21 protein-coding genes are annotated in these 23957 nt (G+C 61.5%); 11 read left to right on the top strand and 10 right to left on the bottom strand.

All coding sequences use genetic code 11. The features are described from left to right. The first annotated feature begins 112 nt into the window (after positions 1–112). Entirely contained in the window at positions 113–886 is a 774-nt protein-coding gene (locus PYR71_RS11885; protein WP_275619490.1) for a phosphodiester glycosidase family protein, read from the top strand. 52 nt (positions 887–938) lie between these two features. On the opposite strand, the gene PYR71_RS11880 is transcribed toward PYR71_RS11885, so the two are convergent. Further along, positions 939–2819, bottom strand: coding sequence for an ABC transporter ATP-binding protein (locus PYR71_RS11880; protein WP_275619489.1), 1881 nt, complete (start codon positions 2817–2819; stop codon positions 939–941). A 223-nt stretch (positions 2820–3042) separates the two neighbouring features. On the opposite strand from PYR71_RS11880, the gene PYR71_RS11875 reads away from it, so the two are divergent. After that, on the top strand, positions 3043–3444 hold the full coding sequence (locus tag PYR71_RS11875) for a GFA family protein (RefSeq protein ID WP_275619488.1): 402 nt from the start codon (positions 3043–3045) through the stop codon (positions 3442–3444). Between the two features lie 47 nt (positions 3445–3491). On the opposite strand, the gene PYR71_RS11870 is transcribed toward PYR71_RS11875, so the two are convergent. Continuing rightward, on the bottom strand, positions 3492–3965 hold the full coding sequence (locus PYR71_RS11870; RefSeq protein WP_275619487.1) for a VOC family protein: 474 nt from the start codon (positions 3963–3965) through the stop codon (positions 3492–3494). A 299-nt stretch (positions 3966–4264) separates the two neighbouring features. On the opposite strand from PYR71_RS11870, the gene PYR71_RS11865 reads away from it, so the two are divergent. Both PYR71_RS11865 and dapB read left to right on the top strand, forming a co-directional pair. Next, positions 4265–4480 (top strand): hypothetical protein, encoded by a 216-nt coding sequence (locus PYR71_RS11865; RefSeq protein ID WP_183913091.1) that lies wholly within the window; start codon positions 4265–4267, stop codon positions 4478–4480. Between the two features lie 168 nt (positions 4481–4648). Next, complete coding sequence (gene dapB, locus PYR71_RS11860; RefSeq protein ID WP_275619486.1) at positions 4649–5419, top strand: 4-hydroxy-tetrahydrodipicolinate reductase; 771 nt, start codon at positions 4649–4651, stop codon at positions 5417–5419. Between the two features lie 72 nt (positions 5420–5491). Here dapB and PYR71_RS11855 read toward each other — a convergent pair whose 3' ends face one another. From PYR71_RS11855 to PYR71_RS11845, 3 genes are all read right to left on the bottom strand, one after another. Continuing rightward, positions 5492–6442 carry an ornithine cyclodeaminase family protein gene (locus PYR71_RS11855; protein WP_275619485.1) on the bottom strand — a complete coding sequence of 317 codons (951 nt, stop codon included), beginning with the start codon at positions 6440–6442 and terminating at the stop codon, positions 5492–5494. Between the two features lie 96 nt (positions 6443–6538). Next, positions 6539–7045, bottom strand: coding sequence for a GNAT family N-acetyltransferase (locus tag PYR71_RS11850; protein WP_275619484.1), 507 nt, complete (start codon positions 7043–7045; stop codon positions 6539–6541). Positions 7046–7939: 894 nt separating this feature from the next. Then, on the bottom strand, positions 7940–8758 hold the full coding sequence (locus PYR71_RS11845) for a helix-turn-helix transcriptional regulator (RefSeq protein ID WP_275619483.1): 819 nt from the start codon (positions 8756–8758) through the stop codon (positions 7940–7942). 97 nt (positions 8759–8855) lie between these two features. On the opposite strand from PYR71_RS11845, the gene PYR71_RS11840 reads away from it, so the two are divergent. Together PYR71_RS11840 and PYR71_RS11835 are read left to right on the top strand one after the other, a co-directional pair. Continuing rightward, positions 8856–9776 carry a phytanoyl-CoA dioxygenase family protein gene (locus PYR71_RS11840; protein ID WP_275619482.1) on the top strand — a complete coding sequence of 307 codons (921 nt, stop codon included), beginning with the start codon at positions 8856–8858 and terminating at the stop codon, positions 9774–9776. A 208-nt stretch (positions 9777–9984) separates the two neighbouring features. Further along, complete coding sequence (locus tag PYR71_RS11835) at positions 9985–11406, top strand: pyridoxal phosphate-dependent decarboxylase family protein (protein WP_275619481.1); 1422 nt, start codon at positions 9985–9987, stop codon at positions 11404–11406. Between the two features lie 105 nt (positions 11407–11511). On the opposite strand, the gene PYR71_RS11830 is transcribed toward PYR71_RS11835, so the two are convergent. Continuing rightward, the gene (locus tag PYR71_RS11830; protein ID WP_275619480.1) at positions 11512–11934 is read right to left on the bottom strand and encodes a TIGR02594 family protein; all 423 of its coding nucleotides are present in this window, start codon (positions 11932–11934) and stop codon (positions 11512–11514) included. A 364-nt stretch (positions 11935–12298) separates the two neighbouring features. After that, positions 12299–13882, bottom strand: coding sequence for a Na+/H+ antiporter (locus PYR71_RS11825; RefSeq protein ID WP_275619479.1), 1584 nt, complete (start codon positions 13880–13882; stop codon positions 12299–12301). Positions 13883–14097: 215 nt separating this feature from the next. Here PYR71_RS11825 and PYR71_RS11820 point away from each other — a divergent pair, with 215 nt between their 5' ends. The 3 genes from PYR71_RS11820 to PYR71_RS11810 all read left to right on the top strand — a co-directional run bounded on the left by PYR71_RS11820 (position 14098) and on the right by PYR71_RS11810 (position 17251). Next, positions 14098–15999, top strand: a complete 1902-nt coding sequence (locus PYR71_RS11820) for a potassium transporter Kup (protein WP_183913081.1) — start codon at positions 14098–14100, stop codon at positions 15997–15999. 79 nt (positions 16000–16078) lie between these two features. Then, positions 16079–16855, top strand: coding sequence for a dioxygenase family protein (locus tag PYR71_RS11815; protein WP_275619478.1), 777 nt, complete (start codon positions 16079–16081; stop codon positions 16853–16855). Positions 16856–16969: 114 nt separating this feature from the next. Beyond that, the gene (locus PYR71_RS11810) at positions 16970–17251 is read left to right on the top strand and encodes a nodulation protein (RefSeq protein WP_275619477.1); all 282 of its coding nucleotides are present in this window, start codon (positions 16970–16972) and stop codon (positions 17249–17251) included. Positions 17252–17300: 49 nt separating this feature from the next. Here the strand turns inward: PYR71_RS11810 and PYR71_RS11805 are convergent, their stop codons facing one another. The 3 genes from PYR71_RS11805 to PYR71_RS11795 form a co-directional block, all read right to left on the bottom strand. Beyond that, positions 17301–18770, bottom strand: a complete 1470-nt coding sequence (locus PYR71_RS11805) for a right-handed parallel beta-helix repeat-containing protein (RefSeq protein ID WP_275619476.1) — start codon at positions 18768–18770, stop codon at positions 17301–17303. Between the two features lie 386 nt (positions 18771–19156). Next, positions 19157–20650 carry a right-handed parallel beta-helix repeat-containing protein gene (locus PYR71_RS11800; RefSeq protein ID WP_275619475.1) on the bottom strand — a complete coding sequence of 498 codons (1494 nt, stop codon included), beginning with the start codon at positions 20648–20650 and terminating at the stop codon, positions 19157–19159. A gap of 550 nt (positions 20651–21200) precedes the next feature. After that, positions 21201–21908, bottom strand: a complete 708-nt coding sequence (locus PYR71_RS11795) for a hemerythrin domain-containing protein (RefSeq protein WP_275619474.1) — start codon at positions 21906–21908, stop codon at positions 21201–21203. Positions 21909–22120: 212 nt separating this feature from the next. Here PYR71_RS11795 and PYR71_RS11790 point away from each other — a divergent pair, with 212 nt between their 5' ends. Further along, entirely contained in the window at positions 22121–22555 is a 435-nt protein-coding gene (locus tag PYR71_RS11790) for a hypothetical protein (RefSeq protein WP_246720285.1), read from the top strand. After that, entirely contained in the window at positions 22552–23898 is a 1347-nt protein-coding gene (locus PYR71_RS11785; RefSeq protein ID WP_275619473.1) for a GAF domain-containing protein, read from the top strand. The genes PYR71_RS11790 and PYR71_RS11785 overlap by 4 nt, the downstream gene beginning before the upstream one ends. Positions 23899–23957 lie beyond the last annotated feature (59 nt).

Genomic DNA, 23957 nt, shown 5'->3' with positions numbered 1-23957 from the left:
CCAGTCACAGAAAAGCGATCATTGCGGTATTTACGGAGTTCCCACTCCCCGCAGTGCCGCCAGGGCGGAAACCGGATCCAGCTCGTGGCGGCAAATCGGATGCCTGACCCAAATGACCTATCTGAAACATGGCATGCTCGCTCTGGCATTAGTGCTGGCAGCCTTATTGCCCCTTCACCACGCGCAGGCCGAACAATGCGAAAAGGTCACCTTCGATGAGGCGAAATACGTCATCTGCACCTTGGAAGTGGGGAAAGTCGACCTGCGTCTATTCTGGAAGGGCGCCGACGGCGAGCCATACCGCGCCTTTTCAAACCTTGCCGAAGCCGTTCGCGCCGAAGGGCGAAACCTGACTTTCGCCGTCAATGCCGGCATGTACCGGGCCGACTTTTCGCCGATGGGACTGTATGTCGAGAACGGCAGGGAACTGAAACCGGCCAACATGGCAGCTGCCGAAAGCGCCGCCGGCCAGGTGCCGAATTTCTACAAGAAGCCGAATGGCGTGTTCTTTCTTGGTGAAGCAGGCGCTGGGATAGTACCGACCGGAAAGTATTTGAAGCTCGCCACCAAGCCGCGCTTTGCCACGCAGTCCGGTCCGATGCTCGTCATCGCCGGCAACCTCAACCCGATCTTCATCGCAGGCTCGACGGACCGAACCCGCCGAAGCGGTGTCGGCGTCTGCGAAAACGGAACTGTTCGCTTCGCAATCAGCGACGAGAGCGTGAATTTCCACGATTTCGCGCGGCTTTTCCGCGATCGCCTGAAATGCCGCGACGCCTTGTTTCTCGATGGCGGACGCGGCGTCGGAGTTTACAATCCGGCGATGGGACGCAACGACTGGTCCTGGCACGGCGGCTACGGCCCGATCTTCGGGCTGGTGGAATAGCGCTCCGTGGGAGGTGCGGCGCCCGATATGACAGGCAATCTTTCGGCTTCGTTCAAGTCTCAGGCAAAGCCGGCAAGGCTTCGTCGATGTCTTCAGGAATAAAACCGCCGGTCTGGCGTTTCCACAGGCGGGCAAACAGGCCATCCCGTTCGACCAGTTCGTCCGGCCTGCCTTCTTCCACGATCCGCCCGTGATCGAGCACCACGATCCGGTCCATCCTGGCAATGGTTGAAAGCCGATGTGCAATGGCGATCACTGTCTTTCCCTCCATGACGAGGTTCAGCCTTTCCTGGATGGCGGCCTCGGATTCGCTGTCGAGGGCGGAGGTCGCTTCGTCAAGCACCAGGATCGGCGCGTCCTTCAGCAGCACGCGGGCAATGGCGACGCGCTGGCGCTGGCCGCCGGAGAGCTTGATGCCACGATCGCCGACGAAGGCGTCATAGCCCTTGCGGCCCTCGCTGTCGGCAAGATCGGCGATGAAGGCATCGGCGCTCGCCATCTTCGTCACCCTTTCGATCTCTTCCTGCGTCGCCCCTGGCCGGCCGTAACGGATATTGTCGCCGACCGAGCGGTGCAGCAGCGCGACGTCCTGCGCGATGACGCCGATGGCGCGGCGAAGGCTTGTCTGAGTGACCGTGCGAATATCCTGTCCATCGATCAGGATCGCGCCCTCCTTAATGTCGTAGAAGCGCAGGAGCAGGTTTGCGAGCGTGGTCTTGCCGGCCCCCGAGAGGCCGACCAGCCCCACTTTCTCGCCCGGCCGCACCGTCAGCGACAGGGCGTCTATCACGGGCTTGCCCGTTTTATAGGTGAAGCGGACATTCTCAAACCGGATCTCGCCCTGTTGCACGGCAAGTTCGCTCGCATCCGGCCGGTCGCTGATCGTCGGCGGCGTCGTCATGACGGGCATGGCGTCCTTGATCGTGCCGATCGCCTGGAAGATCTGCTGGCCCATCTGCAGGAAGACGAAGATCTGCGAGGACAGGCGGTGGAGGATGTAGACCGCGCCGACGAACTCGCCGACCGTGAGGAAGCCTTTGACGAGGCCGGAAAATCCGATCGACAGCATGGCCAGCCACAGCAGGGTGTTGAGAACCACAACGGTTACTTCCGACGAGCGATAGATACGCTGCTCGCTATGCTGCGTCTGCACGGCCTTCTGAATGATGCGGCGGATTGCGCCTGCCTCACTGTCTTCGGCCGCAAACTGCTTGATCATCTGCATGTTGGTATAGAGATCGGTGATGGCGCCGGCCACCATGCTGCGCTGCTTGGCGGTGCGGCGCGAACGCTCGACGAAAACAGGCACGACCTTGGCGGTGAATGCGACGTTGAGCGCGATCCAGACGACAACCGGCACGGCAAGCTGCCAGGCCAGAGCGCTCAGCAGGATGACGGAGCCGACCAGTTGCATCAGGAAACGCGGGATGGACTGGAAGCCGGCAAGGATCTGCTGCTGGACGGCGGAAGACACCTGCTGCAGCCGCGAGGAAACCTGGCCGGCATAGAGATCATGGAAGAAGGCAAGGTCCTGGCGCTCCACCGCCTTGTGGCCCTGCCACTGAATGGCAGCCGGCATGGCGATGCCCAATGTATGCGAACTCAGCGTGTTGAGCGTGAACGAAACGATCGGCATCACGGGAAAGATCAGGAAGCCGAGGACAGCAAGCAGCAGCCACTCCTTCTCCAGGAAGGCGGCAGCACCCTGTTGCGTCACGCCATCGACGATGACCGAAAGCCCCCAGACGATCGTCAGGTTGATCACCTCGAACACCATGGAGCAAAGCGCAAGGGTGATCAGCACGCCGCGAAACATCGAAATGAAATGCAGAAGGACGGCCACGGGCCCCTTGGACGGCAGCGGCCGATAGGCAATATCGAGCGGCCTGATCCAGGTTTCGAAAGGACGATAGATCGCATCTGAAATCGACATTGGCCACCGGATCAAAGGGGGAAGAGACGTGGACTCAACTACGCCAGGTCGCATGGGATCATCTTCCGGCCTCAACCTCAATTAGAAATTTCAAAATGATCGAGTGGGCGTTATCGCGAATGGCTCGGGCCTGGGAAGCAACGTCGCAATGTCCAATTGCCGTCCCTATCCGATTGAGGCAGGATGCGGCGTGTGAAGAGGCGCAGAGGTTGAACGCACGCGCATGCTGACGGGCTCATGTCATTGCGGCAAGACGAGCTGGACGCTCGAGGGCGATCCCGGCTCGATTACCGCGTGCAACTGCACCCTCTGCCGACGCTACGGCGTTCTGTGGGCCTATGACTATGAGGGGGAGCGTATCGCTCTGATCGGGCAGACCGCGTCCTATACCCGCGCCGGCAGGGAGAACTCATCTCTCGAAATCCTGTTCTGCCCCTCCTGCGCCTGCATTTTGAGCTGGCGCGGCCTGCGGCTTCAAAAGGATGGCCGCCGCCGCATGGCCGTCAACATTCGGCTTGCGCCCCCGGATCTCGTGGCCGATTTGCCCATCGATCACTTCGATGGGCTTGAGACATTCGAAGACCTTCCCTCCCAGGGACGCCGCGTGCGCGATCTCTGGTTCTGAAACCCGCCATGCACCGGCCTAGGCCGAACAAAGATCGTCCGGGCGGCTCAGCCGCGCCGGGCGGCCTCGATCGCGGCAACGTCGATCTTCCGCATGGTCATCATCGCATCAAAGGCGCGCTTTGCCTCGTCACCACCTGCGGCCAGCGCCTCGGTCAGCACCCGAGGCGTAATCTGCCAGGACACGCCCCATTTATCTTTACACCAGCCGCATTGGCTTTCCTGGCCGCCATTGCCGACAATGGCGTTCCAATAGCGGTCGGTTTCTTCCTGATCCTCGGTTGCGATCTGAAATGAGAAAGCTTCGCTGTGTTTGAATGTAGGACCGCCGTTCAGTCCAACGCAAGGAATACCCGCAACGGTGAATTCGACAACCAACACGTCTCCCTGCTTGCCCTCGGGATAATCTCCCGGCGCACGAATGACAGCACCGACGGCGCTGTCCGGAAAAGTCGCGGCATAAAAGCGGGCGGCCGCCTCAGCCTCTTTGTCGTACCAGACGCAAATCGTATTCTTCGCCATCGCGAGGCCCCTTCGCTGTTCGTTTCCTGCTCCAACTGAAGTAAGAGCCGAACCGTCTTTCTCCAGCCTATGCAGAATTATTTCCTGCAGATGAGGATCGAGCTGCCACATCGGCGGTGCTGGCCATGGCAACGCATCGAGCCGCGGCCTCAAATCAACGCGGCAGAAGTCCGAGCCGGCATCGAATGGGGCCCGAAGCCGTCACATGAATCAAATTCCACGCGGCGTGGTTTTTGTGTCCCCAACACAAAACTCGTGTCAGACTGCCATACCTGCGCGACCATCGAGAGGCCGAAGCCATGCACAAGTACACCGTATCAATTACCCGCGAGATCGAGGCCGATAGCGCCGAGGAGGCCGCTCTGCTTCTGTATCAGGAATTATCAAAGGGGCCGATCCCTGACGGCTACTCGGTCACCGACGAGACGAACGTGACGACCGAGGTCAGGCTGGACCGGCATAAAGCTGACGAGTTTGCCAGCATCGATCATACCGCCGACCCCGGCAACTGGTAGATGCCAGGCAGCCCCGAGAAGACGCCGGGCCCGGCGCCCGCATCATTCTGATCCCGTCTCGCGGAAATACCGATCTCACTCGTTGTCTACACCATCGCTCTGTTTTATGTGCGTTCAGCGCGAAAAACCCCTCCGCCTCGCGCTCACCCTCCTGAGTTAGGAAAGAACGTGACCACACCAATCAAAGTAGCCGTCGCCGGCGCGAACGGCCGCATGGGTCGAGCCCTCTTGTCACTGCTGGCAGCCGATCCGGATTTTGCCTTCGTCGGCGGCATCGGCCGTGAGGCCGCCGCGGGCGCCGGGTTGATCGATCGTTCGGCCGCGATGGCGGCAGCCGACGTGATCCTGGATTTCACGACGGGAGCTGCTGCCGCCGAACTTGCCGGCTTATGCGCCGCGGCGGGCGGGCCGGCTCTGGTGATCGGCGCCACAGGTTTCGAGCCGGACGAGCTCGAGCGGATCGCCGAGGCCGCGGGCACCATTCCGATCCTGCGCTCCGGCAATTTCTCGATTGGCATCAACATGCTCGTTGGCCTCGTCAGCCAGGCCGCGCGCGCCCTTCCTGCCCATGGTTGGGATATCGAAATCCTGGAAGCGCATCACAACCAGAAGATCGACGCGCCGTCCGGCACGGCACTGATGCTCGGTGAAGCGGCCGCTGAAGGACGCGGCGTTTCCCTCGCCTCCGTCGAGCGGCGCGGCCGCGACGGCATCACCGGCGGGCGGCCGCCCGGCGAGATCGGCTTCGCCGTGCTGCGCGCCGGCGGGCTCGTCGGAGAACACGCGGTGCTGTTTGCCGCCGCCGAGGAAGTTCTCACGCTTTCGCATTCGGCTCTCGATCGCGGCATGTTCGCCCGCGGCGCGCTTGCCGCCGCCCGCTGGATCGCAGGGCGCGCGCCCGGCGAATACAATATGCGGGACGTCCTGGGCCTGACGTGAGAAGGGCGAACACACGCTGCCCGCACCACGACCAGCCCTCATCCTGAGGTGCTCCGAAGGAGCCTCGAAGGATCATCCTGAGGAGGTGCCTCGAAGGACGAGGGCGGGTGATCGGAGTATCGCCGAGGCGACAACGACTTCCGTTCCAGCCAGACCCACCGAGCAGAACAGCGTTATCTCCTCGGACGATCGCCGTCCGGGCGCTTTCCCGGCGATGATGTCGGCGAGATCGGCCATGCGATCATTGTTGCCGGAGCCAGTGAGGAAAAACGGCGAAGCATAGGCACGTGCCTGTTCGGGAGAATCCGTCGCGATCACGGCGGCGACATCGGCGACATCCAAGCTGAGTTCGTATCCTTGAAGCGTTTTCGGGCCAACGGTGTTGACGTGCACGCCGGGCTTCAAATCCCGCGCATGGACGACAGGTGTTTGACTCGTGGTCGCGCAGATGACGATGTCGGCGTCGTCAACTGCTTTCGAGGCGCTGTCGACCGGCTCCACGTCAAGCCCCAGGGCGTGTTGCATCTCGCTTGCGAAGGCTGCGCGATTTGTCTCGTCGCGGCTATAGACGCGGGCGCGGTCGAGGTTGCGAACGGCGACCGCCGCGGCAAGCTGGGATTGCGCCTGCGCCCCACTGCCGATGATCCCGACGATCCTGGCATCAGGCGCGCTGAGATGCCGGATGGCGAGCCCTCCGATGGCGCCGGTCCTCAGGCTGCCGAGGCGCTCGCCTAGAATGACGCCCTCGAGCCTGGCGTCATCGGCCGACCACACGGCGACGATCTGCGTATGCTCCGCCCCATTGAATGTGTCGTAGACGCGAAAACCCGCGATCGGCTTCTCACCCATGAGGCCTCCAACCGTGAAAACGAGATCGCCTCGATCGGGAAACGAAACATGATGCCGAGGTGGGGAGATCAAGCGATCGCCGGCTCTCGCGAGAAAGGCGGCCTCGAGCGCGTCGATGGCGATGGACATCAACGCGCCGCCCACCAGATCCTCGTCTCTCAGAATTCTCGTCATGGCACAGCTCCCGCTCATGTCCGCATCCTGCGACCCCAACCGCGGCTGAGGTCAAGAGCTGAGATAAACCTTTACGCGAAAAAGTCCGTGTGACGCCTAATCGACGATACGGCGCGCCATCATCACGTCATCGATCTCCCTGCCCTCCTCGAGCACCCCACCGGGAATCCTGCCGACCTCCGAGAAGCCCTGGCGCTGGTAGAACCGAATTGCCGCAGTGTTCTCCGCGCTGACGAAAAGTTCGAGCTGCCGAATCCCTGTCGCGCGCGCATGATCGGTAACCACGTCCAGCAATCTGCCCGCAAGACCGGTCCCGCGCAGGCTCTTGCTGATGTAGACCATGATGACCGTCGCACGATGGGACATTTTGCTCGAGCGCTGCCGAACTAGGCCGGTTACGCCGACAGGTTCGCCGTCCTGAAACGCCACGAACACCGGCTCATTCAGGCGATTGCGCCAGTCTACCTCCGAAAGAGCCTCCCAATCTTCGAGGCGGCTGGCAAAGGAGGATGGTTCCACACGAAGCGCTTCCAGTCGGATGCGCCGGAAAGATTCCACCTCGTCTGCCTCGATAAGCCTGATCGTCACACAGCTCACATCCATCGCAACCTCCTGCAAGCAACGCGATACTGTCAATATTGACAGTTCGGGCCGCTGCAATCGAGGCCGATGACGATAATAGTGATGCGGCACCGCAGCCGTGTTGATCCCCGACCTCAGCTCGCCGGCACCGGGCGGGGCGGGCAGCCTGAAATTACCGGCTGTTACTCTTTAGGCTGTATAATAGTGGCATCAAGCATGAGGAGCGTTACCAGTCTTCTGCTGGCAGTGGCGCGGATTTTGCAACGGACGCTGAAACAGTGGCGCCTCTCGTATCAACTCGATTTTTGGGCTGTGTTTGGGGTCCAGCAGCCATTGCGCGGTGCTCCCCTGGTCACTGCATCGGCGTTCCCACCCGACCGCCCTTTCGTGCAACCGATGAATTGAATGGATCCTCCGCCGGCGAATTCGTTGGCCGGAGGTCCCATTGGTCGGACCGTTGGACGGGCGGTTGATTGGGCGAAGGAGTTGACCCTACAACCAGGTCATCTGGCCGGGTCGGCGCACTGCCGACCGTCCCGGTCGCAGTGTCGTCGATCATTCGCTCGGCGACAAAATGGTTCGGCCCGTCCGTGTCGAACGGTGCGATCTGATGGATGACGACGAGAAGGACTACCCCAACCGTCGAGCACACCAGCGCGTAGACAACAAAATACTTCAGTGCATATCCCCCGCTGATTGGCAGAACGACATTGACAGAACTGCGAATGATATTTCCATATCTTTGGTGGATACTTATAGAAAAGGCAATAGATTTTAAAGTTACCCGGAGTGATTAAAAGCTACAGCAGGAAATCGCTAACAATATTTAAAATCAGCTCACGTATTGATCGATTTTATCCTAGGTGTCGCGGAAAAGGCGAAGGATCCTCATATAACGGCAATTTCCCGCGCCGCTCACATCCTCCGGTACCGCGCCCGAAATTGGCTTGGGCTGCAGCTTTCACGCGCGTGAAAGAGGCGCGAGAAATAAAACGGATCGTCGATGCCGATCCTGGCGGCGATGGTTTCAATCTTTTCATCGCTAGTGGCCAGCAATTGCTTGGCATGGTCCATGCGGACCCGGAGCTGAAATGCCTTAGGCGGCAAACCCGTTTCAGCCACGAATTTGCGGCGCAGCGTGGCCGGCGACATCCCGTGCTCCACGGCGAAAGCAGCAAGGTCGAGCGGCTGTAGCGCTCTCCCCCGCAACATCTCAATGATGTCGCCGGCATCAACCCGGCCCCCGCTCGCCGCAGCGCTCGCCTCCCTTGCGGCCGAGATCACGATGTTATGCAGCGCCGATGCCGCTGAGGCCTGGCCGAGAGGGGTGTCGTTGATGAGATCGACGTGCAGAGATGCGAAGAGTCGTACCACCTCCTCGACGTGGCGCAGCGCCACGACGGGCTGCCGCTCGGCGATCAGGCGCAGGCGCACGAAATCCCGCGTGAACGAACCGTCGAACAGCGCCCATCGCTCATCCCAGCCGCCCTCGTCCGGCCCATAGGAATGGCGGCGATTGGGAAAGAGCCAGAAGAGAGCTGGTCCCTCGATATGCCGGCGCCCGCCGGCGGCGGTTTCCAGGAAGCCCTGCCCGCGCTCCACCAGCACGACCGCAAAACTCGGCAGCCTCCTCCCCTTCACGGCATGGCATGCATGTTGCCTGCCGCTTCCGGTGACCGTAAGCCCGCCGGCCGCGTCCAGCGGCGACCGATAGATGGCCTCAGCCGCTCTCATGTTGAGCGAAAAGTCCAGCCATGACTTTCCTCCATGTCGTCCAGTCCTTCTCATCGGCTATTCAAAGGCACAACAAACCAAGAGATGGATGGACGAAATGTCAATTGCTGTAAATACCGAAGCGCGAAAAACCGATCTTTCCCTTGCCGCCCATGGCCGGACGATCCCGGCGGAAAGGCTTGGCCTGCTTCGGCCGACCGACCCGGCCATCGGTGTCGAGGCCATCCGCCGCGGCTATGAGGAAGACGGCTATGTCTGGCTGAAGGGCCTTCTGCCGCGCCCCGAAGTGATCGATTTTCGCCGCTGGGTGTTCTCCTGCCTTGCCGAAACCGGACTGTTGGCTACGGGCCATGATTTTGCTCTCGGCATCGCCGCCGCCGGAGAAGTCGATTGGAGCCTCGCCGACCGGCGGCTGATGTCGATCGTCCGCTCGGCCGCCTATGAAGGCTTCTGCGCCCAGCCGCCGCTCGTGCGCTTCATGGACGCGTTTCTCCAAGGCATTTCCTATCTCCATAAGCGCAAGCTGATGCGCTATACCAGACCGGGCACGACGACGGCCACCCCGGCCCATTACGATCTGGTCTATCTCCGCGGCGGCACCAACCGGCTGGTGACTGCCTGGATTCCGATCGGCGACGTCCCCGTCGAAATGGGCGGTCTCGTCTATCTCGAAGGCTCGCACGCCATCGGGCGGGGGATGGAGGCCGAATTCCGGCTCCGCAGCGGCGATCTCTCGCCGGAGGAGCGGATCAGCGCCTATAACAGCCATATGGCCGAAGGCGGCTGGGTCTCGAAGGATCTCCCCGGTATGGCCGAACGCTTCAACGCCCGCTGGCTCGCCGCCGATTACGAAGCCGGTGACGTGGTCCTGCACTCGCCCTACATGATCCATGCCGCCACGATCAACCAGGATCGCGCCGGACGCCTGCGCCTCTCCACCGACATCCGCTACCAGAACGTCGATGACGAAATCGACGCCCGCTGGAACAATCACTGGAGCCTCGGGGATATGCTGTAGCGCCGATGGCCGCGCAGGAAACGGAGGCGCCATCCGTTTGCTGATGTCCGGCTGAATGCCTCACGAAGCCATGCCCGCGTGGCGTCGTGGCCGCCCGTTCACAGGAGCGGCAAGACAGCGTCGGCAATATCGGCTAGACTGCGTGCGTCAACAGATTGCTTTGAGGAGGTTCTCTCAAGGGCCGGCAACCGTTGGCGCGGGGGATCCGATGTCGGCAATCGCAACTCTGTTTCAGGAGGCCGCCCGGCTTGCGGCCGGATTTCGGGAAACGGCCTTTGCCCGCCATGTGCCAAGTAACGATTACGCCGCCTGCCTTGCCGTCTTCGATGAACCGCTTTCGGCGGCCGGCTCCGATATGCTCGATGTCATCCGGCAGCTCTCCGATGGCGCCGAACCCGGGCTGCATGCAACCACCGGCCCGCGCTTTTTCGGCTGGGTCATCGGCGGCTCTCACCCGGTCGGCGTCGCAGCCGATTTCCTCACCAGCGCCTGGGGCCAGAACGCCGGAAACCATTTCGCCGCTCCGGCTGCGGCTGCCGTTGAAGCCACGGCGGCACGATGGCTTCTCGATCTGCTGAAACTGCCGGCTGAAAGCTCGGTCGGCTTCGTGACCGGCGCCACGGTGGCAAATTTCACCTGCCTTGCCGCCGCCCGAGGCGACGTGCTGCGAAGGGTCGGCTGGGATGCCGATGCCGACGGCCTGTTCGGCGCGCCGGCAATCACCGTGCTGATCGGCGACGATGCCCATACAACCGTCTTCTCCGCGCTCCAGTTCCTTGGTCTCGGGCATGACCGTGTGGTGCGCCTGCCCACCGACGCGATGGGCCGGATCGACCCGGCGGCACTTCCCGGAGCGGTTGACGCGGTCGCCGGCCCCTTGATCGCCGTTCTTCAGGCCGGCCAGATCAATACCGGCGCTTTCGACCATTTTGACAGGCTCATCCCACCGCTGAAAGCGAAAGGCGCCTGGGTGCATGTCGACGGCGCCTTCGGCCTGTGGGCGCAGGCATCGGCGAAGGTGAGCCATCTCAGTCGCGGCATTGAAGGGGCCGACAGCTGGGCGACCGACGGCCATAAATGGCTGCAGACGCCCTTTGATTGCGGCTATGCGATCGTCCGCGACGAACTCGCCCATCGCCGCGCCATGACGATCGCTGCAAGCTACCTGCCGCTCGCCGGCGAAGGCGAGCGGGATCCTTCCCATTACGTGCCGGAGCTTTCGCGGCGCGCACGCGGTTTCGCCACCTGGGCGATGCTGAAACATCTCGGCCGCGACGGCATCGAGTTCCTCGTCGACCAATGCTGCGCCTCGGCCCACCTGATGGCCGACCGGCTCGCGCGCGAACCCGGCATTGCCATTCTGAACGCGGTGGCGCTGAACCAGCTCGTCGTCCGTTTCGGAGCCGATCGCCCGGACAACGAGAGCAACGCGCTGACGCGAAAGGTGATCGAAAAGATCCAGGCGGACGGCATCCTCTTCGCCAGCGGCGCCAAATGGCGCGGCGGCGACGTCCTGCGCCTCTCCGTCAGCAATTACCAGACTACGGCGGACGAGGCGCGGCTCGCGGCGGAGAGCATCATCGCCGCTTACAAGAGCGTGAGCGATCCTGCCGGTCGCAGCGCAGGATAGGACTGCTCGTTAGGCCATCCCGCCATAGCTCGCAGCGAGCCAGCGACTCTCTCTCTCCGACCTCATCCTGAGGCCCTCGAAGGACGAGGACGGCCACCCTCGCCATCATCGTCGCACGGCGACGACCGAGCTGGCGCGGTAACGCGACAGCTGCACCCGGTTGGATTGGTTGCCGCCGAAGAGGTAGACGTACTGACGCCGCTGGTCGAAATGGTCGAACAGGCTGACGTGGAAACGCCTGCCGCTTCGGATCACCACTACGTCGCCGCGCCTGGCCGAGCGGGCGAAGACCGGCTTGCCGAACTTCATCCAGGACCGCGCCAAGTTGGGATTGTCAGGCGGCTGCCGCGAGGATCGTTTGGCGACAAAAGCCAGGAACGCGCCGCACCAGGATATTCTCCGCGGATTTACGCCGAGGAACGAGATCGAGCGCTCGTGCATGCGGTCGTATTTGGAAGCTGTACCCAGCATGTCGGCCTTACAGGGGACGGTAAATAGCGTGAGGGCTATGACGAGAATAATTTTCATTGTTTCTCACCATTGTTTGGATAATTTGGAACATCAGAAATGTGGCGAAGAAAAAATCGCGGCCGGGAACGTATATTCGAATCATGGCGGCAATTAGAAACAATCTGACGGGGAATTTTTCTAAAATACACAGACAATCGCCGCAGCATTCAAGGGCAATACTGTCTCAGAAAGGTCATCTCGAAACGTTCGGCCTATCGCAGAGAAAACCTGAATTCTGCGGTAGAAGGGGCCAATCATCGACAAGCCGCATTGGATGACGTCGCATAGCGCCGTCATCACCCGCACGACTTATATTTCCAACGACACAGATAATACTTTCGGCGCAGAAAGTAATACTTCGTCAGCTTTGAGACTTGTGGGATCAGGCCTTGGCAGAGATCGCACTCAGCTCCTCTAGATCGAGATCCCGCTCCAGCTCGTGCAACGTCTCGTCATCGATCTCGCCGGCGCGATGGAGCCGGATGAGTTCCCGGCGACCTGCTGCAACGGCTTCGAGGACGACATCGAAATGAGCATGAAGCGCCGGCATGTAGTGCTCCGTCCTCGCGGCGTAGTCGACGATCGCGGTCGCCCGGCGCTGATATCGTTCCAGCAATTGAGGATGGATGAGCTTGCCCTCTGCGTCATACGCCAGGTTTTGGACGATCCCGAGCTGCGCCTGCGCCATGGCCGCTTCAGCCTGGCTCATCGTCAGGCGCGCTCTTTCCGACGGGGGTTCAGCCAGCCGCGCCCAGGCAATCACCCGTCCCAATGTCGTGCCCTGGACGAGCACGGTTCCGAGAATGAGGGCGAACGACGTGACGAGGATGAAGTCGCGGCCCGGGAATGTCTCGGGCAGGCTGAGGGCGAGAGCGAGCGTCACCACGCCGCGTACACCCGCCCAGCCAAGCACCACAGCGCCGCCGGCGCCGATCGGCTGAACCCGTTTTAAGCCGAAGGCGGCACAGAACCCGATGACGAGATCGGAGCCAAAGACCCAGGCAAAACGCGCGATCACCAGCGTAACGAGGATCGCCAGCATCGGCAGCCCCATGGTCGCGATCACAGTGGCGAAGCCGCCGCCGCGTTCGACCACGTCGCGAAGCGACAGCCCGATCAATGTGAAGACCGCCGCTTCCATCAGGAAGATCATCACGGTCCAGAACGACGTGCCGCGCATCCGCATGGCCGCTGAAAGGACGGTGTGCTGGTGCCAGGACGCGATCAGCCCCGTGGTCACGGTGGCGATGACGCCAGAAACATGCAGCAGTTCGCCGAGCAGATAGGAAATCCACGCAAGCAGCACCGTGGCGGCGATGATGAGATATTCGTCGCCGAGACGCCGGACAAGCTTGACCCACGTCGCTCCCACCACCAAGCCGACGACGGCGCCGCCCAGCGCCAGCTCGAAGAAATCGCCGACCGCCTCCACCGCGCTGAATGTTCCGGTTGCCGCGGCGGCAACGGCGAAACGGAAAAGAACCAGACCGCTTGCATCATTGAGCAAGCTCTCGCCCTCGAGCAGGATCTGAAGCCGCCGCGGCAGCCTGACACGCTCCAGCACGGCGCGGGCCGACACCGCATCGGGCGGCGAAACGATGGCGCCGAGCGCCGCGCAGGCGGCCCAGGGAAGTGATGGGAAAAAGAGATGCGTTGTCATGGCCACGATGGCGCAGGTGAACAATACCGCGCCGACGGCGAGCGAGGCGATGCCGATCATATGGCGCCGCAAGCGCGCCAACGCGATCGACCAGGCGCCGTCCATCAACAGCGGTGGCAGGAAGATGACGAGCACCAGCCCGGGATCGACGGTGATCGCCGGCAGACCTGGCACGAAGGCAAGCAGCGCGCCGCCTGCCAGCAGCGCGACGGACGGCGGCAGTCCGAGCCTGCGGGCGGCATAGTGCAGCGCGATGATCGCAAGAAACATCGCGATGACAAGCTCGAACAATTGGGTTGGTTCCATCTGCCTCGCCCCCGGCCCGGAAACTGATTTCGAATGCCTACAACAAAATTTTCCCAGATCGAAATCGTTTCATCCTGGCCGTGATCCGGGCCGTGATACCAGCCCGCAATTGGCGCCTGGCCGTCACGAAAAGTTTGCATCGGCGCCAATTTACTTGCCGTTCTCCAATGCGGCATATGTTTCTGCTTGTAAGCAAGCTCCATGAGCGGGGAACCATGACTCCAACACATGCAGACAAGACCGGTGACGCTGGCAGCCGCAACGGTTTTGTCGGACTGGTTATCGGCGCAATCGGCGTCGTCTACGGCGATATCGGCACCAGCCCGCTCTATGCCTTCCGCGAAGCGCTGAGGCCCTTTGCCGCCGATGGCATACACGAGCCGGAGGTGATCGGTCTGATTTCGCTGATGGTCTGGACCCTGACCGTCATCGTGACCTTCAAATATGTGCTGTTCCTGCTGCGGGCCGACAATGACGGCGAAGGCGGCACGCTCTCGCTTCTCGCCCTTCTGATGAAGAAGATGGGACGAAACGTGCCGGTGCTTTTTTTCGCCGGGCTGATTGGGGCGGCCCTTTTCATCGGCGATGCGATGATTACGCCTGCCCTCTCGGTCATGTCGGCGCTCGAAGGCCTGAAACTGATCACGCCGACCTTTGCCGACTATGTTCCTCTCGCGTCGGCGGCGATCATGATCGTCCTCTTCGCCGCGCAGTCGAGGGGGACGGCTGCTGTCTCGATGTTTTTCGGGCCGGTTACCGTCTTGTGGTTTTTAGCCATGGCAGCCGGCGGCCTCATCCATATCGGCGACGACTGGAGAATCCTGGCCGCGCTCAATCCGCTCAACGCGCTCTCGTTCCTCGCCCATGCTGGTACCGTCGGCCTGATCGTGCTCGGCGCCGTCTTTCTGACGGTGACAGGTTGCGAAGCGCTCTATGCCGATCTTGGACATTTCGGACGGCGGCCAATCCAGACGGCATGGTTCGTGCTCGTCTTTCCGGCCTTGCTATTGAACTACCTCGGCCAGGGCGCGCTCGTTCTCGCCCATCCCGAAACGGCCTCCAATCCGTTCTTTCTGATGTTTCCCGATTGGATTCTGCTGCCAGTGGTCATTCTGGCGACGATGGCAACGATCATCGCCAGCCAGGCTGTCATAACAGGCGCGTTTTCGTTGGCCCGCTCGGCGGTTCATCTCGGCTTCCTGCCGAGACTACGGATCAAATTCACCTCGGAGACCAACACCGGCCAAATCTACGTGCCAAGCGTCAATCTTCTCCTGCTGATCGGCGTGCTGATGCTGATCTTTTCATTTGGCGACTCGGAGTCGCTGGCGACCGCCTACGGCATCTCGGTGACCGGTACCATGGTCATCTCGACGATGCTGGTCTTCCAGTTCCTGCGGGCCGTGTGGGGCTACTCCCTTGTGCTCGCCGCGGTCCTGCTGCTGCCACTCTTCACTATCGAGGTCATGTTCCTCGCCGCCAACCTGTTGAAGATCTATGATGGCGGCTGGGTTCCGGTCGCACTGGCGCTGGCGATCATGATTTTGATGTGGACATGGACCCGCGGGCAGGCCTACCTGAAGAGACTGCGGGCCAACAATGAGATCCCGCTCGATTCCTTCATCAAATCGATCGAGCGGAAGTCGGAGCATGCGCCGGTCACCGTGCCGGGAACGGCGGTCTTTCTGACCAGCGTCCCCGATCGGACGCCGAATGTTCTGCTGCACAATCTCAAGCACAATCATGTGCTCCACGAACAGAACGTCATCCTGACCGTCTGGACCGAGGACGAGCCTTATGTCCCCGACAGCAGACGCATCAAGATCAGCCAGCTTTCGCCGCGATTTGTCCGCCTGGACATCATCTTCGGCTTCATGGACGATCCGGATGTCACCAGGGCCTTGGCTCTCTGCCGGGAGGGCGGCTTCAAGTTCGAGATCATGAAGACCTCCTTCTATCTCGGTCGCCGCAACCTCGTGAGGACGCCGAATACCGGGCTGCCGGGCTGGCAGGAACGGATCTTCATGGCGTTGGAAGGTTTTGCCATCGACCCGTCCGACTATTTCAACCTGCCGTCAAATCGCGTCGTCGAACTCGGCGAACAGGTCGCCATCTGAGGCGTGAGGATCGTCTCGCTGCAGTCGTCATTGCCGGGATTTAACTCTTTACACGCTCTTCTGCGGCAAAGGAGGACAGATGAAGAGGCGGACCCTTATGCTGGGCGGTGCGACCATTGTCGCATCATTGGTCGCTGCGGCGGCATTCTGGCCGCGGCGACAAATCGTCGTGGCCGCCAGGACATTCGACTGGAAGGGCACTGATTTCCTCAGCGGCGGCACACGGTCCGTCGCATTGGAAAAGCTCCCCGCGCCGCTCTTCCGGACGCGCCCGAATTGCGTCGCAACTAACGCCCAGACCCTTGGCCCCTGCCATGTTAACGACATCCCGGCCCGGCAGGACGTCACCGAAGGAAAGGCTGGGCTGCCCTTGCGGCTGGCTGTCCGCATCGTCCACGCAGCCGATTGCCGACCTGTCGAAAACGCCGATATCGAAATCTGGCATACCGATCACCGCGGCATCTATTCCGGCCGGGAAGCGGCCAACATGTGTACGCTCGACGACGCCGCGGCGATCAGCGGGCTTGCCTTTCGCGGCCGCCAGTTGACGGATGCGGCCGGGCAGGCAAGCTTTCTGACGGTCTATCCCGGATGGTACAAGGGCCGCACGCCGCATGTTCACTGCCGCATCCTTGCCGAAGGTAGGGAACTTCTCGTCAGCCAGATCTATTTCGACGATGCGCTGAGCGACATCGTCTATGGCGGGCATCCCGACTATCGCCGACGCCCTCCCCGCGATACGCGCAACGATCAGGACGGCCTCATCCCGCAGGACGCCGTCGATCACATATTCGATTTCGAAAAGCTCGACGGCGGCGTGCTTTCCGCCACGATTACGATCGGTCTTTCCTCCTGAGCCGATAGGAGCGAGAACCTTTCCTGCATCAGGCATGAAACCAGACGCAGTATTTCTGCGTACTACCTCTCGACAGCAGAACCTCACTAGATTGAGGCAGCGAGGGTTGATGGCATGATCAGCAAGGAAGGCATCGCTCCCATCGCCAGGCATGCCGCCGAACGGGGACTGGCCAGGTTGATGATGAGATTGCCGGTGACGCGGGCGACGATCAGAGTCGCCGCAGCGAGACGGTCCGATCTCTACGAATTGTGCGGCGCCTATGGCAAAGCCTGCTACGTCCTCGACCGCATGCGCAAGGATAGATCGGCCGATCCTGCGATTATCACTGAATACGAGAGCATTTGTGCGGAAATCGAAGCCGACGTCTTGCGAATCCTGCTCGGCGACCGCTGAGCGCCCTTGCCTCCAGCGCATTTAGCCGTGGCAACCAGGCGCCGCTCAATCAGTGCAGCAGGCCGTCTTGAAGGATCGAGAAGACCGGCCCATCCACTGGTGAATGATGCAACGGCTGAGGTGCGGTCTCATGATGGAAAATCCCGCTGCCGTTTTCCGGGCCGGCGAGATCCGCAGCTTCGATCGTGAAGGCGTGATCGCCGTTGCCAAGGGCCGGCCCGTGCTTTTCGAAGGCAGCCTTGCCGAAGTCACGAAGCAGCAAAGTTCCATCCGACACACCGTTTTCCCCGATAGGATTGTTGTGATGGGCGCCGGCCTTGTCTGATGCGGTTTTGTCGGGGTTAAGTTTCAGGCCGTCATGGGATGTGAACCCGGTGTCCGACACGAGGCCGATACTGGCATCCGTGACGACCAGACTGTCGGCGGTTGCAGGCGTGGCAGCACCTTCTTCGATGGTCGTGTTGTCGCTGACGGGAAAGGTGCCCGCGGCAATGATCGAGGGGGAAATGCTGTAGGGCGTAACATCGCTCGCAATGAAATTGTCGTGGAAGGATCCGGATGCCGGCCGGTCGACCTTCAGCGCCGCCTGCGTCAGGTCGTCAAAAAAATTGCCGTAAATATCGATGTGCTCACGAACATAGGTCGTTGTGCCAGCTGCGCTGACCGACACGCCCCACACGCCGTCATGGAAATAATTGCCGGAGATATCGTAGTTGCGGGTATCGCCCTGGTCACCCAGGCCGACGGCGTAAGACCAGCTGTAGCCGCCATAGCCGGAAATATCGTTATCCTGGATGGCGACATTTGTGCCGGCCTGCGCGCTGATCCCGAAGCCGCCGCCGATAATCGTATTTCCCTCGATTACCGCATCCACGGGCCGCACCAGCGTCAGCACGCCTTTTGGCGTCACCGCCCCCGTCTGATCAAAATAATTGCCGCTGATGACGATGTTGCTGCTGTCGTTCAGCTGGACGGCATCCGCCGCGGTGCCGTGAGCGTTGGTGACAGTATTGTTGAGCAGAGTGACGCCGGTGATCTTCTCGATCCAGATGCCGTCGCCGTTGACGTCGTTGATCGTGCTGTTTTCGATGGTGATGTTCGAGCCGGTCCGGAAGGTGATCGAACCGGACTTGGACAATCCGGTATGGTCGACCTCGACATTGCGCACGGTCCAATTTGAGACGTAACCGGCATAGATCGCTGCGCCTGATGTGTCGGAGATAGTGATATTCTCGATGACGATGTTCGACGCATAGAGGCTGTGAATGCCGTCGTTGGGGCTATGGATGACAGGGGCATCGCCGACGCCGTAACTGCCGATGGTGATCGGGGCAGCGACAGTGCCGGAATATTTAAGGTCGAGCTGGTCGTTGAACACGCTTCCAGCGGCGAGCAGGACACTGTCGCCGGGCTGCAGCTTCAGGCTTTCCACCGCCGAGAACGACGCAAAGGGCGCGTCCTCACTGGTTCCGGCGTTCGTGTTCGCGCCCGTCGCTGAATTCACATAATAAATTGTCATATCGCCTTGTTCTCATTGTCGCTCAGCCGTCTCAAACGGCTGCAGCGAGTGGATCGGATGCGGTCGGGGGCTGAGGCCATCCAGGATGGCCTTCGATTGCCGTTACGGCGGCTGCAGGCCATGGGCCTGCCTCGCTCCCCGCGCCTGGCGGTGGCTGCATCCTCAACGATACAACTTATAAGAAAATAATCTAGAAAACAACGACCGGAAGGTGAACGAACGGTAACATAGCGCCGGACAATTCACGTTAGGCAAGTCACAAAAGAGGTCGACAACGCTCGATGGCCGCCGGCCGCGCTGCGGCTGAGCACCCTAAACCCTTGGAGGCGCCCCTCACAAGGCGCCTCAGGAGAAGGTCGGAGAGAAATCGGGCTGAATTGTCGCCCTCAGCTCAGCAGACCATCCATATGGATGAAGACGGTCAGCGTATCCCCGTCGCTATGCTGCGAGGTGCCATCGTTGATCCCGTAGCCAAAGGTTTCGCTCACATGCCCGTCATGATCGGCAGGCAGCTTTGTGTCATCGAGCGTATAGGCATAGCTGCCGTCCCGGTCGATATGGATGGTGCCGTATTCCCCGGTCAGGGTCAGGCCATGCTTGCCGACGCTTTCGTTCCCGAAGCGCCGAAGCACCAGGGTTCCATTGTCGGAGCTGTCGTTTTCCAGGAGATTGCCGCGATGGGACTCGCCCGTATCCGTGAAGATCTTCAGATTGTCATGAACTGCAACAACCGCCGGATCCGCGACCGCGTCCGTCGTTGCCGCCACCTTGGTGGCAGTGGATGCCAGCGCCGTCGCGACATTGGCGACTATATGGTTGTTGCTGATGGAAAAAGCATGCGCGTCGGCGATGGCAGGCGATATGCTGTAGGCGTTGACGCCGCTTTCGATGGTATTGTCGTAGAAAGAGCCGAATGCCGGCCGGTCGACTTTCAGCGCCGACTGCGTAAGGTCGTCGAAGACATTGTCATGGACCTTGATGCCGCTGCGGACATAGCTGGTGCCATCGACGGGAGCGGTGACGACCACGCCCCACGGCCCGTCATGGATATGGTTGCCGGCGATATCGTAATCTCTGGTATTGCCCTGATCGCCGAGACCGACGGCGAAGGACCAGTCGTAACCGTGAAAGCCCGATATGTCGTTGTCGCGTATGGCGACATTCTTGCCCGCGGGGGCGCTGATGCCGAAGCAGCCGCCGGTCAGCGTATTGTCCTCGATCACAGCATTGGTGGCCCGCACCAGCGCTATGACGCCTTTCGAACTATCGGCTTGCGTCTGATCGAGATGATTGCCCTGGATCAGAATATTACTGCTGTCGTTCACCTGGACGGCATCGGCCTTGGCGCCATGACTGTTGGTCACCGTATTGTTGAGGAGTTTGACGCCATCGACCTTTTGGATCCAGATGCCGTCGCCTTTGACGCCTGAGATCTTGCTGTCTTCGATCGTTATGTTCTTGCTGTTGCGAAAGGTCACCGAACCTGCTTCGGCCGACGATCCCGCCTTGTCGATCTCGACGTTGCGCACCGTCCAATTCGAGACATTGCCGCCATAGATGGCCGCACCGCCGCTGTTTGATATCTTGAGGTTCTCAATGACGATGTTCGAGGCGTAAAGACTGTGGACGCCGTCATTGCCCCCATGGATGACAGGCGCCTCACCCGTTCCGTAACTGCCGATCTTGATCGGCGCATCGGCGCTGCCGGAATGTTTGATATCGAACTGCTCGTTGAAGACGCTTCCCTTGGCGAGAAGCACGCTGTCGCCCGGTTTCAGCGTCAAGGATTCCACTTTGGACAAAGTCGCAAAAGCCGAGTTCTGGCCCGTCCCGCTGTTGCGGTCGGAGCCAGTCGCTGAGTTCACATAGTAGATTGTCATATCGCCATGTTGCCCTGTTCGTCGGATCGCTATGTCGCCGCGCGATCGGCCAGGGTCGGCTGATCGGAACGCGGCGGGGGCAACCGTCCATGGCAAGAAGGCGAGAAGATGTTGTCAATGCGGCAGCGGCTAAGTTCGCGGGTCTTCTTCCACAGCCAATGGCGCGAGCTCCGTTCAATTGCAAGATAGCTGCAACCCAGCTTCATAAACTGACGACCCGAGGGCGAATAAATCGCGGTTGTACGCTATCGCACCTTCCCTTCCCTTGAGCGCGCCGCAGACCTCGCTTCATTCAGCAAGACCCACTTCCGCGATTTCGCCACCAGATCGGCGGAATGGCCCACGGCCCAGATCTGTGGACCGGGCGCTGTGCGGCGATCCTCTCGCTCGCCATCGTCGAAAGCAAAATGGGGGCAGCCGCGACAGTCGCCGCGGCGCTGACACTTGGCCGGGTTGCCGGCCTCGCCGTTTGGTTTGCACATGGTTCTTCTCTTGATATTCAAAGGATGCCACGGGCGGAGCCTCGGTCCTCCCGCCCGCAGCCGTCTTCTCAGGCCGCCAGCTTCAGCGCGTCGGCAAGCTTGGCGAAGTCGCCAGCCGAGAGCCCCGGACGGACGGCGAAGTCGATGACCGCCTGGAAGATTTCCGGCGGCGCATCCTTCTTCATGGCGCCGAGGAGTGCGGCACGCTCCGCCGGATTGATGGCCGGGATCATGATGCGCATGAAGGCCATGCTCTTCTCCGGCGGCAGAGAGCCGATGATGCGCATCTCGATGCCGAATATTTCTTCGTCGTTGAAGTTTCGCCACAGCAGAGGGCCGGTTACGGCCTCCTCCTCATGCATATGCGCGAGGTCGTCGGCGAGATAGGCGGCAAAGGCGAGATAAAGCTTGCGGCCGCTGGCCGCCTTGTGCAGCGGCGAGGCTTTTTCCCAGGCGACGATCAGTTCTTCCAGCTCCTGGAATGCGGTGCGGTGGTCGTCATGCTGTTCGTCGAGCGTGACGGTCGACACGCCCTTCTCGGCAAGCGCCACGTGGATGTTGTCGTCCTCGTGAGTGACGTGGGAGGCGGCCAGCATCAGGTAATGGCGCAGGTCGCCGGTCAGGAAGAGCGCCTCCTCGACATTCTGGAAATCGGCCGTGCCGAGGCGCCCGAGCAGATCGCAGCCGGCCTTACGCAGGCCCTTGTGTATGGCGCCGTAAATGTCGTAACGGCCGTTGAGATCGGGAATGCTGGTAAGCGAGAATTCATGGCTCATGATGGTTTCCTCTCATTGGCCGGCGCCTCTTTCTGTGCGCCGGGCTGATGACCGGGAGATAACCGAGGCCTGTGCGCGGCGCTTCCTAAAACCATCCTAAGCACTTGGAACGATTGCTAAGAATATCCTAACCAACTATCATCGCCTGAATTCGAGGTGGGGAAAAAGCATTGCTGGGGCCGGAACTCGCAGAATTCATAGAAAGTCCCGTCATGATGCTGTTCGCGACGCGCGACGAGGCTGGCCGACCGATGATTGGCCGCGGCTCCGGCGTGCGCGTCGACCGGCAGAGCGGGCATCTGCACTTTCTCGCCTCCCGCTGCCAATGGCCGAAAGCGGTAAGCGAGGCGCTGCCTGGCCGGCCGATTGCCACGACCTATGTGCGTGCCGCCGACTACAAGGCCTGCCAGATCAAGGGCTGGGTACTGGAAGCAAGGCCGGCGGACGCCGCCGGCCGCGCACGGGGCGAGGCCTATGTCGCAGAACAGCTGGCGCGAATGCTGGCACTCGGGGTCACCCGGATGCAGCTCTCCAGCACACTGTCGGACCGGGAACTCATCTGCCTGACGATCGAGCCGCAGGAGATCTTCGAGCAGACGCCGGGCCCGGGCGCTGGGCGCAGGTTGACGCCGGAAGCCGCTGCATGATCCCGCTCGAAAGGCTGCGCGACAGCCTTGAGGGAGTCATTCCCTCCATCATCGCCACTACTGATGCCGACGGGATGCCTAATATTTCCTATCTCTCGCACGTGCATTATGTCGACGAGACGCATGTTGCGCTCTCCAACCAGTTCTTCTCCAAGACCGCCGCCAATGTGGCGCGCAACGGGCTTGCGACCGTGATGGTGGTCGATGGCTATAGCGGCCAGCAGCACGTACTCGACTTAGTGTTCGATCGCTCCGAGACGGAGGGCGAGACGTTCGAGCGGGTGGCGATCCATCTGGCGATCCTGGAAAGCCGGATGAGCGGGATCATGAAGCTGCGCGCCGTCGACATCTACCGGGTGGAGGACTGTCGGGCCGTGCCGGCGGCCCATCCGCTGGTCGAGCCGGCGCCCCTCGTCCTGCCCGATTTGATGAGTAAGGTGGCGCGGCTGACGGCACGGATGTCGGATTGCGGCGATCCGGAAACGCTGCTCGACGCGACACTCGAAGGCATGGGCGAACTCTTCGGCTACCGCCATTCCATGGTCCTGGTGCCGGACGGCGAACGCGGCGGGCTGACGACGATCGCCAGCCGCGGCTACGACCAGTTCGGCTTCGGCGCCGAGGTTCCGGCCGGACGCGGCGTTATCGGGCTTGCGGCCGAGCGGCGACGCAATGTGCGGATCACCGATCTCAGTCGCGGCCAGCGCTACATCCAGGCGGTGCGGGCCATGGCGGGCGTCGAGGATGCGACGCCGATCCCACTTCCGGCGCTCGACAAGCCGCTCAGCCAGATCGCGCTGCCGCTTGTCGCGCGGGGAAGGCCTGTCGGCGTGCTGTTTTCGGAATCGACCGAGCGCTTCACCTTCCGCCATCGCGACGAGGAGGCGCTGATCGTGATCGCAGCGCATCTCGCCACCGCGCTCTCCTTCCTGTCCGAGGAACGCGAGCGGGCGGAGACGAATGGGCGGGAAAGGGCGGAGGCCCCGGCCGACCAGGCCGGCAGCATGCAAGCCGACCGGCGCATCGCCGTGCGCTTCTATCCGCGCGACGGCTCTCTGTTCGTCGACGAAGACTATCTGATCCGCGGCGTGCCGGGGCGGCTGCTCCTGCACTTCCTCGAAGACTATATGCGGACCGGCAAGCGGGACTTTCTGAACCGCGAGATCCGCCGCGACCGGCGCCTGCAACTGCCCGACTTCAAGGACAATCTGGAAACCCGCCTGATCCTCCTGCGCCGGCGACTGGATGAAAAGGCGGGTCCGATCATGCTCGAACGCGCCGACCGGGGCCGTCTGCGGCTGACACTCGCCGGGCGGCCGGAGATTGAGGTGGTGGAGGAGTGAGCGGGTGGCGAGGTTTCGCTGCTTGGCGCATTTCGTGCCTTTAGGCATTGGAAAGCGGC

Origin of the sequence: Rhizobium mulingense (genome assembly GCF_029194105.1) — a bacterium.
GTDB classification, from domain to species: domain Bacteria; phylum Pseudomonadota; class Alphaproteobacteria; order Rhizobiales; family Rhizobiaceae; genus Rhizobium; species Rhizobium mulingense.
The sequence above is the reverse complement of the archived record's forward strand: the minus strand, read 5'-3'. Positions and strand labels throughout refer to the sequence as shown.

Coding starts and splice junctions, on each gene's coding strand:
- PYR71_RS11885 (WP_275619490.1), top strand. CDS start 113: ATGACCTATCTGAAACATGGCATGCTCGCTCTGGCATTAGTGCTGGCA.
- PYR71_RS11880 (WP_275619489.1), bottom strand. CDS start 2,819: ATGTCGATTTCAGATGCGATCTATCGTCCTTTCGAAACCTGGATCAGG.
- PYR71_RS11875 (WP_275619488.1), top strand. CDS start 3,043: ATGCTGACGGGCTCATGTCATTGCGGCAAGACGAGCTGGACGCTCGAG.
- PYR71_RS11870 (WP_275619487.1), bottom strand. CDS start 3,965: ATGGCGAAGAATACGATTTGCGTCTGGTACGACAAAGAGGCTGAGGCG.
- PYR71_RS11865 (WP_183913091.1), top strand. CDS start 4,265: ATGCACAAGTACACCGTATCAATTACCCGCGAGATCGAGGCCGATAGC.
- PYR71_RS11855 (WP_275619485.1), bottom strand. CDS start 6,442: ATGACGAGAATTCTGAGAGACGAGGATCTGGTGGGCGGCGCGTTGATG.
- PYR71_RS11850 (WP_275619484.1), bottom strand. CDS start 7,045: ATGGATGTGAGCTGTGTGACGATCAGGCTTATCGAGGCAGACGAGGTG.
- PYR71_RS11845 (WP_275619483.1), bottom strand. CDS start 8,758: ATGAGAGCGGCTGAGGCCATCTATCGGTCGCCGCTGGACGCGGCCGGC.
- PYR71_RS11840 (WP_275619482.1), top strand. CDS start 8,856: ATGTCAATTGCTGTAAATACCGAAGCGCGAAAAACCGATCTTTCCCTT.
- PYR71_RS11835 (WP_275619481.1), top strand. CDS start 9,985: ATGTCGGCAATCGCAACTCTGTTTCAGGAGGCCGCCCGGCTTGCGGCC.
- PYR71_RS11830 (WP_275619480.1), bottom strand. CDS start 11,934: ATGAAAATTATTCTCGTCATAGCCCTCACGCTATTTACCGTCCCCTGT.
- PYR71_RS11825 (WP_275619479.1), bottom strand. CDS start 13,882: ATGGAACCAACCCAATTGTTCGAGCTTGTCATCGCGATGTTTCTTGCG.
- PYR71_RS11820 (WP_183913081.1), top strand. CDS start 14,098: ATGACTCCAACACATGCAGACAAGACCGGTGACGCTGGCAGCCGCAAC.
- PYR71_RS11815 (WP_275619478.1), top strand. CDS start 16,079: ATGAAGAGGCGGACCCTTATGCTGGGCGGTGCGACCATTGTCGCATCA.
- PYR71_RS11810 (WP_275619477.1), top strand. CDS start 16,970: ATGATCAGCAAGGAAGGCATCGCTCCCATCGCCAGGCATGCCGCCGAA.
- PYR71_RS11805 (WP_275619476.1), bottom strand. CDS start 18,770: ATGACAATTTATTATGTGAATTCAGCGACGGGCGCGAACACGAACGCC.
- PYR71_RS11800 (WP_275619475.1), bottom strand. CDS start 20,650: ATGACAATCTACTATGTGAACTCAGCGACTGGCTCCGACCGCAACAGC.
- PYR71_RS11795 (WP_275619474.1), bottom strand. CDS start 21,908: ATGAGCCATGAATTCTCGCTTACCAGCATTCCCGATCTCAACGGCCGT.
- PYR71_RS11790 (WP_246720285.1), top strand. CDS start 22,121: ATGATGCTGTTCGCGACGCGCGACGAGGCTGGCCGACCGATGATTGGC.
- PYR71_RS11785 (WP_275619473.1), top strand. CDS start 22,552: ATGATCCCGCTCGAAAGGCTGCGCGACAGCCTTGAGGGAGTCATTCCC.